The following is a 13,316-nucleotide window of genomic DNA, read 5'->3' as shown; positions in this document are numbered from 1 at the left end:
AATTTTCAGCCTTAGATTCGTTTTTGCCATTCATATAATTTATTCAAAGCATCCATCGGGGTCATTTCTAACAAATTCACTTTTTTTAGTTCCTCAACCACCGTTTGTTCTTCAGGTGTCTGGATTGAAAAGAGACTCAGTTGGTCGCTAGTTTCGGCAACTTTTTCTGATGATTTTTCATTTTTTTCAGTAAGCGTTGTTTCTTGATTTTCCAAATGCGTTAAAATGCTCGCCGCCCGTTCCAATAAATCTTCCGGTAAGCCGGCAATTTTGGCCACATGAATCCCGTAACTTTTATCAGCGGGTCCTGGTAAAATTTTGTGCAAGAAGACCACTTCGCCATCTTGTTCGACGGCACCCACATGAACATTTTTTAAATGGGCTAAAGAATTTTCTAAAACTGTCAGCTCATGATAATGGGTGGAAAATAAAGTTTTGGCGCGAATTTTTTCGTGAACATACTCGATAATTCCTTGAGCTAACGCCATGCCATCGTATGTTGCTGTGCCTCGGCCCAATTCGTCAAATAAAATCAGACTCTGGTCCGTGGCGTGTTGCAAGGCGAGATTGGCTTCCATCATTTCCACCATAAAGGTCGATTGACCGGCAATTAAATCGTCGCTGGCACCGATTCGAGTGAAAATTTGATCAAAAATTGGCAACTCGGCAGACTTCGCCGGAACAAAACTGCCCATTTGCGCCATAATAACGGTCAAGGCGACTTGGCGCATATACGTACTTTTCCCAGACATATTCGGTCCGGTAATTAATAAAATTTCCGTTTCTGGCGTCATAGTTAAAGAATTCGGCACATATTGTTGGTGGCCCAAAACTTTTTCCACAACAGGGTGACGTCCGTCAATTAATTTTAAATTTTTACCGCCGACCGTCATAATAGGTTTTACATAATCATATTCTTCAGCGATTTCGGCAAAACTAAGTAAGCAGTCCAGTTGGGCAACGGCGTGGGCTAATTGTTGCAGCGGACCGATATTTTTTTTAACATTTTCCCGGACTTCGATAAATAAATCATATTCTAAAGCGACTGATTTTTCTTCCGCCGAGAGAATTTTTTCTTCCACCACTTTTAATTCTGGTGTAATAAATCGTTCCGCGTTGGCTAACGTTTGCTTGCGGGTATAGCGTTCCGGCGGTAAAGTGCCGAGATTGGCTTTCGTAATTTCAATATAATAGCCAAAGACGCGATTAAAACCGACTTTTAAATTTTTGATTCCAGTAGCGACACGTTCGTCAGCTTCCGTTTGGGCAATCCATTGTTTGCCGTGTTTCATGGCGTCGCGATACTCATCAAGTTGACCGTTGAATCCATCTTTAATGACCCGACCTTCCGTAATTAAAATCGACGCCTCTTCAGAAATCGCTCGATCAATATAGTTCACCAAATCAGGCAAAGGATCCATTAAGTTTAAGAGTGGCGCAAATTCACCCGCATCGATGCCATTGATTAACTGGATGATTTGTGGAATTTGTTGCAGGGAATTTTTTAATTGTAATAAATCGCGACCGTTGACGTTACCATAAGCGACGCGGCCGGCTAAGCGTTCTAAGTCGTAAACATTTTTTAAAGCTTCCGCCAATTCTTTCCGTTCAAAAAAGCTCGCCAATAATTTTTCGACAATTTCTTGGCGCGCGCTAATTTCAGTCGCTTGAATTAAAGGGCGATCCAACCATTGTTTTAATAAACGACCACCCATGGCCGTTTTCGTTTCATCTAAAAGCCATAACAGCGTGCCTTTTTTGTGTCCCGTACGAATTGATTGAGCTAATTCTAAATTATATTTTGAAAAATAATCTAATTTTAAAAAGTGATCTGGTTCGTAACCTTCCGCCATTTGCAAATGACTTAAGCTGCGTTTTTGCGTTTTTTCTAAATAGCTTAATAAACGCGCCAGCACATTTTTTTCAGTGGGATTTTTGATATGTTGCAATAAATAATTTTGCTCGCTGGAATCAATCGTTTCTTCTTGCTTTGAAAAAACGAGATTAAAGCGGGCTTTTAAATTTTTTTGAATATCGTCAGGTAGCGGGGTAGTGAGCACGAGTTCTTTAGTTTGCAAAGCGCCGATTTCGTTGATGATGCCTTGCTCGTCGGCTAATAAACAAGCCTTCAATTCGCCAGTCGATAAATCCACATAGGCAAAACCAAATCCTTGTGAACTTTGGCCTAGCGCTGATAAATAATTATTTTCTTTAGCCGACAGACTTTTGCCTTCCATCCGCGTGCCTGGTGTGACTAGTTGAACGACTTCCCGTTTCACCATGCCCACCGCTTTTTTCGGGTCTTCCATTTGCTCACAAATCGCCACTTTAAATCCTTGGTCAACTAGTGTGTCGATGTAGCCGGCCACCGCGTGATGAGGCACGCCGCACATGGGAATCGGATCGTCGGCGGATTTATTACGACTTGTTAAGGTGAGTTCTAGCAGTTGCGATACTTGGATGGCGTCATCGTAAAATAACTCGTAAAAATCCCCTAGCCGATAAAATAAAAACGCATCTTGATACTGTTCTTTAATAGCAAAATATTGTTCCATCATGGGCGTGTTTTTGGTTTTTTGCGGCACGGGCTTCACTTCCTTTATTCATTGGTATTTTTTATTTTTTGTGAAATGTTTTCTTGCATTTTTTCTTGGATAATGGTCGTTATGCCCTGTAATAAGTCATTGGCGTCACTTAAACGAACGCGATATTCTTGCACTTGTGGCAAATTATTTAGCGTGCGGGTGTATTCGTCCGCTTGTTTTTTGGCACGAGCGGCGGCTTCTGGTTTTTCATAATGATCAAAATTAACAATTTCTTGCTGCGCTGTTTTTATATTTTCTTCCAGCTGGGCAATTTCCGGCTGATTTTCAACAGTGGCCGCAATTTCTTGGAAATTTTCCACAAGTTCGTGCTCTTTTAATTTGGCCAAAAGTTCAGCTAGAATTTCGGCAACTGGTGGATCGATTTTTTCATTTTGACTTTTTTCCAACATCACTTCACCTCGGCTAATTTTTTAATATAAAGAAATATAAAGAATGGTGGCGAGTAAAAATTTAATCCATGAAAGGATGATCTGGAGAAACTTGGAAGGCTTGAATTTTTTTACATTGGCCATCAAGCGTTAAATCAAGCACGGCACCACATAATAAACCATCGCCTTCTTCTACTACTTCAAAACGGTGAGGCAAGCTAGTAATAAATTTATCAATGACCGCTTCTTTTTTCATGCCCAAAATACCATTAAACGGCCCAGTCATACCGACATCGGTTAAATAACCCGTTCCTTTAGGCAAAATCCGCGCGTCATTTGTTTGAACGTGGGTATGGGTGCCACAAACGGCCGACACGCGGCCGTCAAGATACCAACCCATCGCTTGTTTTTCGCTAGTCGTTTCCGCGTGAAAATCGACAAAAATATTTGACGTTTCTTTTTGCGCTTGGGCTACTAATTCGTCCGCTTTAGTAAATGGATCGTCCAAGGGATTCATTAAAGCTCGCCCTTGTAAATTAATCACTGCCAATTTTTCCGCATTCACTTGCACAATTCTAAGACCAACGCCGGGAGTTCCCGCTGGAAAATTCGCCGGACGAACCATTTTATTCGCTGAATCGATGAAAGTAAAAATTTCCCGATTGTCCCAAGTATGATTGCCCATAGTAATTAAATCGGCGCCATCTTGTAATAATTTTTTATAAATTTTTTCAGTGATGCCCCGACCACTGGCGGCATTTTCACCATTAACGATGGTCATTTGTGGCCGATATTTCTGTTTTAACTTTGGCAAATAATTACTAATCATCGTTCGGCCTAATGAACCCATGACATCGCCAACAAAAAGGATACGCATTTTTTAACCTCTTTCTAGGAACAATTTGTTTCTTAACATGCCTTATTATAAAGGCTTTACCTTAAAATGAAAAGGGCAGCCGACTTGTCGTAGGCTGCCCTTTTGTGTTTGTTATGTTTATTTAATTTTTTTTGCTGTTAACCGGATAAAACACATCCTTATTGACGGTGTGTTTTAGGTAGCACTTAGAGAAAAAGATAAAATGCCTTCTGATTGCAAGCAATCATGCACCATTTTTCTATTTTCTTACAGTGCTGAACACCTAAAACACATCCTTATGTCAACGTGACGTCGCGTTTTTGGAAGATTTTTTGGCCGATGAAATATAAGATGGCACTGGTGATGACGAGTCCTACTGCCATTTGCCAAGTGCTGACGTATAAATTCACCGAGTCGCCGGCCATATTTATCGTACCAATCAAGCCATCCTTATAGCTGACGTAGATTGTTTGTTTAATATTTAAAAAGTTCAGCGGATTCCATTTTAAAAATGAATATTTGTAAATGATGAGTTGATTAATCGTATTCAAAACGCTTGAACCGAAAACGAAAGACACGCCAAAACCGACAGCCAGTGCTTGCGAGCGAGTGAGCGCTTGGAGCAAGAAGGCGATGGCCACATAAAAAAGAATTAAAAATAAATTCAATCCTAAATTCATTAAAGCCGCCGTAAGTGCCGAGGTCCCGTAAAGATCGATGAAAGTCATGGGTGAGCCGGGTATTAAAATTAAATTGGTCAAAACCAATGTAGTTAATAGAAGAAAAATGCTAAATAAAACTGCGTAGATCATCGTTACAATAAATTTAGCTAAGAAAATTTTGGCACGAGTGTAGGGGCGAATCAACAAAAATTTGACGGTCCCTTTTGAAAACTCCGAAGAAATAATTCCTGAAGCAATTACCACAATTCCCAAATTCATTAAGGGTGGTAGGCCCATCATATCCATCAAATAATCGGTCGCTTGTGGAATTTCAGCTGAGAATTTCCGAATAACAATTAAGAATAACGCTGATAAAACGAAAATAATTACTGGAATCATCCAAGAAATTTTCTTTTTAGCTAACTTAAAACTTTCTATACGAATTAAATTCATCATTTCAACTCGCCTCCTTTAGTCCAGTTTAAGAAGTTGTCTTCTAAAGTTGGTCGATCAAAGACAAAAGTTAAAATGGCGATTTGTTGCGCCATTAACAAACGAGAAATTTTTTCCCGCTCATCTGTTTCCACATGAATAAAAATTTCATTTTCTTTTTGTTCCACGTGAAACCCAGCTTGCGACAAAAGTGCTATTGCTTGAAGATTATCCGTCGTTTCTAAACGCAATCGACCAAGACTAGTCACGGTTTTTTCTTTTTGTAAATTTTCCGTACGAGTCACCACGCCATTTTGCAAAATAATTAGCGTGTCACACATCAATTCGATTTCGGCTAATTGATGTGATGAAATTAAAATTGCTACACCACTTTGAGCTAGCTCAAATAATAATTCGCGGAATTCTCGCATGCCGGCGGGATCTAGCCCGTTCATCGGTTCGTCAAAAACCAAAACTTTCGGGCTGTGGACCATCGCTTGGGCCACTCCTAATCGTTGGCGCATTCCTAATGAATAGGTGCGGACTTTTTGATCTTTTTGTTGCGTTAAATGCACGGCACTTAAGGCTTGTTGAATTTTTTCTTCAGAAATTGTTGCATCAGACATTTTTGCTAAGAGTCGTAAATTCTCGGTCCCGGTTAAATAATTATAAAATTCCGGTGTTTCAATAATTGCACCTACTTGGCGTAAAGCATTTGAAAAATTTTCTTGCAAATTGTATCCCACAATTTCGATTGTCCCGTTCGTTGGTGACATTAATCCTACCAGTAAACGAATAATGGTCGTTTTTCCGGCGCCATTTGGTCCTAGAAGACCGGTGATTTTCCCTGGTGTTAACGAAAAACTCACATCAGAGACAATTGTTTTTTTGCCGACTTTTTTGGTCAGCTGTGAAACGGTTAAAGCTTGTGTTGTTTCCATCTTTTTCCCTCCTTCAATTTCTTTATCATACCACAAAAAAATTCCAGAAAACCCCGACTAAAGACGGATTATCTAAAACTTAAGACTGATTGTTCGTAAAAAAAGTTGACCGGAAACGGCCAACTTTAGGGAGTATATTTTGTTTTTGAGAAGTTGATAGACGGTGTAAAAAAAGATGCCTCTAGGGAAAAAGACAAAATGCCTTCTGATTGCGTTGCAATCATTCACCATTTTACTATTTTCCTACAAGGCAACTCGCTTTTTTTGACAACCTTGTTTTACGGTGTCTCAAAGGTAGCTGCTAGGAAAATAGATAAAACTTCCGGCGAATGTTCCATTCGTCCTCAGTTTTCCTAATTTTCTACGCAGCTGATCACCTTTTCGACATCCTTATTTGACGGTGTCTTTTGAACAATGGCTAGGGAAAAAGATAAAATAATTGAAAATCCAAAACCGGGATTTTCAAAAATTTCCCTATTTTCCTACACCATTAATCATTCAAAAGACATCCTTATTCTGCGCCTAGTTCTTTCATTCTTTTTTGAACATCTGGATTTCCTCTAAATTCGTCGTAGGTTGTTTCGGCGCGGTCCACGATGCCGTCGGTGCTTAAGTAAATAATCCGATTGGCAGTGGTTTGGATAAATTGATGGTCATGGCTGGCAAATAAAATCGCGCCTTTGAAATCAATCAAACCATCATTTAAGGCAGTAATGCTTTCCAAATCCAAATGGTTCGTTGGATCGTCCAACAATAAAACATTGGCTTTTAACAACATTAATTTGCTGAGCATGACCCGGACTTTTTCCCCACCGGATAAAACATTGACTGGTTTTAAAACATCATCGCCAGAAAATAACATCCGACCTAAAAAGCCCCGCAAGAAAGTATTATCGTCTTCTTCTTTTTCGGCAAATTGGCGCAACCAATCAAGAATCGTCGTTTCCCCACTAAATAAACTCGTGGAATCTTTTGGTAAATAAGCTTGGGTCGTTGTCACGCCCCAGCGAATTGATCCAGAATCTGGTTCAAGTTCGCCGGCCAAAACTTTAAATAAAGTTGTGGTTACAACGTCATTTTTCCCAAGAAAAGCTACTTTATCATCTTTATTTAAAGTAAAGCTAACTTTATCAAGCACTTTTTCGCCACCGACACTTACCGACAAATTATCCACTTGTAATAAATCATTTCCAATTTCCCGATTGGCGTTAAATTTAATAAATGGATAACGACGTGAACTTGGTTGCAAGTCATCTAAAGTGATTTTTTCCAACATTTTTTTCCGGGAAGTTGCTTGTTTAGATTTTGAAGCATTGGCCGAGAAACGGGCGATAAATTCTTGTAACTCTTTGACTTTTTCTTCTTTTTTGGCATTAGAATCTTGTTGCAATCTTTGGGCCAATTGTGAAGACTCCAACCAGAAATCGTAGTTACCGACATATAATTTGATTTGATTAAAATCAAGATCGGCCATGTGGGTGCAGACTTTATTTAAAAAGTGACGGTCATGACTCACGACGATAACAGTATTTTCAAAATTAATTAAAAATTCTTCCAACCAATCAATCGATGCAACATCTAATCCGTTGGTAGGTTCATCCAATAGCAGAACGTCCGGTTTGCCAAACAAAGCTTGAGCTAACAAGACTTTAATTTTTTCGCCGGCAGTTAACTCAGACATTTTTTGTTGGTGGAATTTTTCTGGAATGTTCAAACCTTGTAACATTTGGCTCGCTTCCACTTCAGCTTCCCAACCGCCTAATTCGGCAAACTCACCTTCAAGTTCAGCCGCTTTAATGCCGTCTGCTTCGGAAAAATCTTCCTTCATATAAATAGCATCTTTTTCTTTCATGATGGCATACAAACGTTCGTGACCCATAATCACGGTTTCCATCACGGTTAAATCTTCATAGTCAAAATGATTTTGTCGCAAAGTAGCTAAGCGTTCATCTGGTCCTAAAATCACATTCCCCGTCGATGGGGCAATATCGCCAGCCAAAATTTTCAAAAATGTCGATTTGCCAGCACCATTTGCGCCAATCAAACCATAACAATTGCCGGGTGTAAATTTGATATTCACATCTTTAAATAACTTTTGGTCTGAAAAATTCAAACTCACATCACTTACTGTAATCAAATGTATCTTCCTCCTAAATATCTAAAATATCACAATGAGTGAATTATAACTGAATTCCACCAATAAAGGAACACGAAAATGCGCTTCTTTCTTATTAGTTATTAGAAATAATTCTCTCAGTCATCTTGTTGTTGTAAAATCCAAGATTAGTTACTCAACTTCATCTTTATAAATCAGTCGCCAACAGAGCTTTCGTTCGTATTTTGAATTGTCTGCATTGTTTCCACGTTTGCTTTATTTATTGAAAACGGAATCGCTTGATTTGCCACCGACTGTTTAAGAAAAATGGTGATTGCTGTGGTCATATTTAATCCTAAATCATTAAAAAGTTGCTCAGCGCTATCTTTTAAGTTTGCCTCCACACTGATATGAATCGGCTTTTTGTTCGTTGTTCCCATTCTTGCACCTCACATTTCCTGAAATACTATAACATATCAGGTTCACGATAACAACATGTTGGGAACATAAATTAAGACGAATTAATTTTTTTATTGAAATTTTTCGCAAAAAAAAAGAAAGCCAGTCGCGACCTCCTTTTTGCTAAATAGCTAAAAATTTAATTTTTTCTACCAAGTCTTTCCTCTGTCTCTAGATAAACTTCGGCCTCACTTCTTTTTTTGAAAATGTGGTGAATTTTACTTCAAAGCTCATTCCCATTCATCCTCAACTTCAACTAAATTTTCACGCGAACCTTGTCCCATCACGGTTTCGGTGGAATAATATTCTTCACGGATTCATTCAATCGGACTGGCTAAATCCTTGTTGTCCTCGCAGCAATATAATACGTAGAAAAGTCTATTTGCTTTTTAAAGCTGTGTTTCTAAAATGAATTGGTCTTCCCAAAATTAGGAAAATAACTATAATCATTCCAGTATTAAAGGCTTTTTTAGACGAATTACAACAAGAGTACGCCAATACTCACGATATTTTTTATCTATTTCTCATTGTTCAGGCGAAAGCTGTCCTTGTTCGACTTCCAAATTATACTGGCGAAAAAGTAAGCCCAGAGGAAATGAATAAAGTCTTAGAATATCTCGCCCAGGTAGAAGATTGGGGTTATTTTGAATTGGCGATGTACACAAATTGTCTTGGATTATTTGGATCTGAATTTCGGAATTTTAATTATCATGATGTCGTTGCTCAATTTAGAAAGTTCAAATCATCGTCTAAGCATACTCTTGCTTTCATAAAATTTTTAATCAACTCGATTTTGCTCTCTTTTGAAGAAAAAAATTACGATGAAGTTGTCGATCTTCTTGCCTATTTATACGATGCTACATCTGACTCAGATTATATAAAAGGGCGCCTCTATTGGCGTTTTTTCTCAAGACTATACCAGTCAATCACCGGGAATTTTGAATTTGATGGCTCGATAACGATCGAAACATTTAAATTATTAGGATATATTGATGAAGTTGAAAACTTACTTGAAATAGAACATGCCCTTTTAGGTGAAGATAAGACCGGGCTGTAAAATAAATCGTTAAAAAAGCCACGCCGAATTATTTTCGGCGTGGCTTTTGTTTTTCTATTACTATTACTGTGCTAAAAGCTCCCGCAATGTTGGTAAGTTTTCCACTTCATAGCGTTCTTTAAAAGCGGCAATTTCTTCTGAAGAATATTTTTCTGGATCAAGGATCAGATTTTCCACTGGAATTGGTCGTAAGTTGGCGATTTTCAAATCAATTACCACCGGTTGCGTACTTTTTTTAGCCATATCGAAAACTTCTGGTAAATCTTTGGCATCCGTCACCGTGAAGCCGACTGCACCCAATCCTTCAGCGACTTTGGCAAAATCAGCGCCTAAAATTTTCACGCCGTATTTTGTTTGTTTCGTATCTTCTTGTTCGGCTTCAATAAAGCCAAATGAATCATTGGAGAAGACAAGATTAATGACTGGCAAATTGTATTTCACTTGGGTCAAAATATCTTGAACTACCATGGCAAACGCGCCATCGCCATTTAAAGTGAAGACTTGACGATCAGGGTAACTTAACTGTGCGGCAATTCCGCCGGGCACGCCGTAACCCATCGTAGCAAACCAACCAGAAGTGGTGAACAGTTGTTGACCGTTCATCATTAAATGTCGAATCGCATAAATCGTCGAGTTCCCAACATCGGTGACAAAAATCGCATCTTTTTCTGCAATTCGGTTCACTTCTTTAAAAATCTCTTCGGCCCGCAAAACATCGTCATTGCGGTTGGCAAAATTATCGAGCCATTGGTACCAATTCACCATATTTTTTTGGTTAGCGTTAAGCCAAGCATCAGCAGAACGAGCGGCACCAAGTTCACGAATTTGCGCAAGCGCCGTTTTCCCGTCTCCTAAAATCGCTACATCCGTGTGATGGCGGCGCCCAAATTTACTAGTGTCAGTATCAATTTGAATAAATTTTGCATCGGGATTGAAAAAGTTGCGACCAAAAGGAAAATCACTCCCCGCAAAGACAATTAAGTCTGCCACAGCCAAAGCTTCGTTAGCAGGTTTTGTAGCGACACGTGCTGCTTGGCCTAAATAATTTTCAAATTTATCCGGGACAATCCCTTTGGCTAAAACTGAAGCTGCCACGGGCATGGAAAAATGATTGGAAAATTTTTCGATTTCTGAAAATCCACCGCGCAACCCTTGACCAATATATAAAATCGGCTGTTTCGCTTGAGCAATTAAGTCGGCGGCATTTTTAATATCTTCTTGGTTGTTCGGTAGTAAAACATTTTGGCGGAAATTTTTTGCCGTCGAAAATTCTAGATCATCAATTTCATTTACGCCATAATTTACCGGAATCGTCACCACGGCAACACCGGAATATTTGTAGGCGTGGCGAATCGCTTCATCCACCACATGAGGCAAGCTTTCCGGATTCATCACCGTCCGATTGTAGACAGAAACATCGGCGAACATCGGGTTTTCATTTAGCTCCTGGAAAGAAGTATAATTCATGGATGTGCTGGGCACTTGGCCGATTAAAGCCAAAACCGGCACGTGATCCATTTGCGCATCGTACAAGCCGTTAAATAAATGAGTCGCCGGGAATCCCATAAAGATGGTCCACGCCCCAACTTTCTAAAACTTTGACCATCGCTTGTGCTGCGGGAATTTTTTTTGTCATGATAATACTCCTTTGAAAATTTATTTAAAACCTTTTCATTTAGTATACGAATTTTCGAGAAATTCCCCAACTAAAATGTCTCGCATTAAAAAAATTTTCTCTCGGCAAAAAAATAAATTGCTTTTTTAACAATTTTAGGCTAACCTAAAATTAAGGCAAAACATTATAACTAAAAATGAAAAGAGGTTTTTCGATGGTTGATTTTTTCTTAGAGCTGGCCCCTTGGCAACAAGCACTCGTGGGTACCGGTTTTACTTATTTTATGACGGCGTTAGGCGCGGCGTTGGTTTTCTTTTTCAAAACAATTAAAAAAGATGTTTTGAATTTAATGTTAGGATTCGCGTCTGGGGTCATGATCGCCGCCAGCTTCTGGTCACTATTAGATCCAGCGATTGCCCAAGCTAAAGAAAATGGCGACATCGCCTGGCTAGTAGCCGCGATTGGTTTTGGTGCCGGCGGAATATTTTTATATATTGCCGACAAAACAATTCCTCATATGCACTTTGGTCCCAAACACGAAACAGAAGGTATGCCTTCACATTTAAAACGGACGGTTCTCTTGGTTTTCTCGATTACTTTGCACAATATTCCAGAAGGTTTAGCCGTCGGAGTTGCCTTTGGAGCGGCCAATGAAATGATTTCCCCCACTGCTGGTATTTTAGCGGCGATTTCAGTTGCACTCGGTATCGGAATTCAAAACTTTCCAGAAGGCGCGGCGGTTTCCATTCCATTGCGCCAAGAAGGATTAAGCCGCACCAAATCATTTTTATACGGTCAAGCATCCGGGATTGTTGAACCTATCGCCGGCGTGTTGGGAGCAATTTTAGTCACCCGCGTCCAATCACTTTTACCATACGCTCTAGCTTTTGCCGCTGGCGCCATGATTTACGTAGTGGTGGAAGAATTAATTCCCGAAGCCCAACAAACCTCCAGCTCAAAAAACCACTACGCCGTCTTCGGCGTGATGGTAGGATTCACAATCATGATGATCCTAGACGTAGCTTTAGGATAAGGTTGTCGAAGGCGCGTCAAGCGGTGTAGAAAATTAGGAAAACCGAGAACGAATGGGTACATTCGCCGGAAGTTTTATCTATTTTCCTAACCGCTGCGCCTGAGACACCGTCAAATAAGGTTGTATTTTGGGCGTTCAATGGTGTAGGAAAATAGGAATTCTGAAGATGAATGGTACATTCTCTGAAAGAATTATCTTTTTCCCTAGCCATTGCCCAAAAGACACCGTCAAATAAGGTTGTCGAAGGCGCGTCAATCGGTGTAGAAAATTAGGAAAACCGAGGACGAATGGTACATTCACTGAAAGAATTATCTTTTTCCCTAGCCATTGCCCAAAAGACACCGTCAAATAAGGTTGTCAAAGGCGCGTCATGCGGTGTAGAAAAAAATAAAAATACAGTTAGCGCGGTCATGTGCTAACTGTATTTTTATTTTTTTAATTTATTTCATAATTTAAAGTGACCGCTCGTGACGTCTCTCCTGACCTGGTTACAACCAAACGCATCTGGTGTTTCCCTTTTTTAAAAGCCCCTATTTCTCTTATGTGAGCGACTCCGCCGGCATTATCCAGTGGTTTTTCTTTTGTAAAATTTTCCTCGAATTCTTTTTTATCGTCCATATATACAATGAACAATCCTTGCGGCAAGGAGAAAGCTCGCCCCAAATCATTTATGGAAAATCCGATATTTGTTGCATCGGCGGGCACTATCTTACTAAAGGGTTGAAGCTGGCCATCTGTGGACTTTGCCACGAAAGAAAATGAAAAATCATTTTCAGTCTGCCATTTTTCAATTTCTTGCTGTGTCTTCATTTCAATTGGCTTTTTTGCTTGGCAGGCAAACAAGCAAATAGTTAAAGAAAAAAAATTCGCACTAAGATGTCCTTAGCGCGAATGTTTATCCGTATTTATTTTTTTCTAGCGGCGGCGCGTACTTACAAAATCGCTGATAATTTTAGCGGCGATAATAATTAAAGCCAGTGGCAAAATAAATTTCATGGCAAACCACAAAATCCCACCAATTATATGAAAGACAAAACCTAAGACGACAAAAGCTCCAATAACTATTAAAATTTTCATTCCGATATCACGCATTTTTATTTCCTCCACACTTGTTTTTTTCTACTCTTACAGTTTACGAGAATTTCATAGTCTTGTCCTCTAACTCGCGCCCGATATTTTCTCAGACTTTAGC

11 protein-coding genes and 1 pseudogene are annotated in these 13,316 nt (G+C 39.5%); 2 read left to right on the top strand and 10 right to left on the bottom strand.

The window, feature by feature from the left end; all coding sequences use genetic code 11:
• Positions 1-11: 11 nt before the first annotated feature.
• The 7 genes from mutS to BQ5341_RS02155 all read right to left on the bottom strand — a co-directional run bounded on the left by mutS (position 12) and on the right by BQ5341_RS02155 (position 8,400).
• Positions 12-2,585: a DNA mismatch repair protein MutS gene (gene mutS / locus BQ5341_RS02185; RefSeq protein WP_071130441.1), complete on the bottom strand. Its 2,574-nt coding sequence runs from the start codon at positions 2,583-2,585 to the stop codon at positions 12-14.
• A gap of 14 nt (positions 2,586-2,599) precedes the next feature.
• The gene (locus BQ5341_RS02180; protein ID WP_071130440.1) at positions 2,600-2,995 is read right to left on the bottom strand and encodes a YlbF family regulator; all 396 of its coding nucleotides are present in this window, start codon (positions 2,993-2,995) and stop codon (positions 2,600-2,602) included.
• Positions 2,996-3,056: 61 nt separating this feature from the next.
• A complete protein-coding gene (locus BQ5341_RS02175; protein ID WP_071130439.1) occupies positions 3,057-3,851 on the bottom strand; it encodes a TIGR00282 family metallophosphoesterase in 795 nt (264 codons plus the stop codon).
• A 275-nt stretch (positions 3,852-4,126) separates the two neighbouring features.
• Complete coding sequence (locus BQ5341_RS02170; RefSeq protein WP_071130438.1) at positions 4,127-4,948, bottom strand: ABC transporter permease; 822 nt, start codon at positions 4,946-4,948, stop codon at positions 4,127-4,129.
• On the bottom strand, positions 4,945-5,865 hold the full coding sequence (locus BQ5341_RS02165) for an ABC transporter ATP-binding protein (protein WP_071130437.1): 921 nt from the start codon (positions 5,863-5,865) through the stop codon (positions 4,945-4,947). The genes BQ5341_RS02170 and BQ5341_RS02165 overlap by 4 nt, the downstream gene beginning before the upstream one ends.
• A gap of 511 nt (positions 5,866-6,376) precedes the next feature.
• On the bottom strand, positions 6,377-8,002 hold the full coding sequence (locus BQ5341_RS02160; RefSeq protein ID WP_071130436.1) for an ABC-F family ATP-binding cassette domain-containing protein: 1,626 nt from the start codon (positions 8,000-8,002) through the stop codon (positions 6,377-6,379).
• A gap of 173 nt (positions 8,003-8,175) precedes the next feature.
• Positions 8,176-8,400, bottom strand: coding sequence for a type II toxin-antitoxin system RelB/DinJ family antitoxin (locus BQ5341_RS02155; protein WP_071130435.1), 225 nt, complete (start codon positions 8,398-8,400; stop codon positions 8,176-8,178).
• Positions 8,401-8,831: 431 nt separating this feature from the next.
• Between BQ5341_RS02155 and BQ5341_RS02150 the strand changes: the two genes are divergently transcribed.
• Positions 8,832-9,476, top strand: a complete 645-nt coding sequence (locus BQ5341_RS02150) for an Rgg family transcriptional regulator (protein ID WP_328585386.1) — start codon at positions 8,832-8,834, stop codon at positions 9,474-9,476.
• 63 nt (positions 9,477-9,539) lie between these two features.
• Here the strand turns inward: BQ5341_RS02150 and spxB are convergent.
• A pseudogene (gene spxB / locus BQ5341_RS02145) lies at positions 9,540-11,112 on the bottom strand (pyruvate oxidase).
• 193 nt (positions 11,113-11,305) lie between these two features.
• On the opposite strand from spxB, the gene BQ5341_RS02140 reads away from it, so the two are divergent.
• Positions 11,306-12,124, top strand: a complete 819-nt coding sequence (locus BQ5341_RS02140; RefSeq protein ID WP_071130433.1) for a ZIP family metal transporter — start codon at positions 11,306-11,308, stop codon at positions 12,122-12,124.
• Positions 12,125-12,559: 435 nt separating this feature from the next.
• Here BQ5341_RS02140 and BQ5341_RS02135 read toward each other — a convergent pair whose 3' ends face one another.
• Both BQ5341_RS02135 and BQ5341_RS10460 read right to left on the bottom strand, forming a co-directional pair.
• Entirely contained in the window at positions 12,560-12,934 is a 375-nt protein-coding gene (locus BQ5341_RS02135) for a hypothetical protein (protein WP_158661725.1), read from the bottom strand.
• Positions 12,935-13,039: 105 nt separating this feature from the next.
• Positions 13,040-13,216, bottom strand: a complete 177-nt coding sequence (locus BQ5341_RS10460) for a hypothetical protein (RefSeq protein WP_158661724.1) — start codon at positions 13,214-13,216, stop codon at positions 13,040-13,042.
• Between the last annotated feature and the right edge of the window lie 100 nt (positions 13,217-13,316).

It is taken from the genome of Enterococcus timonensis (genome assembly GCF_900104595.1).
Classification (GTDB): Bacteria; Bacillota; Bacilli; order Lactobacillales; family Enterococcaceae; genus Enterococcus_J; species Enterococcus_J timonensis.
This window is presented reverse-complemented; position numbering and strand designations above follow the sequence as displayed.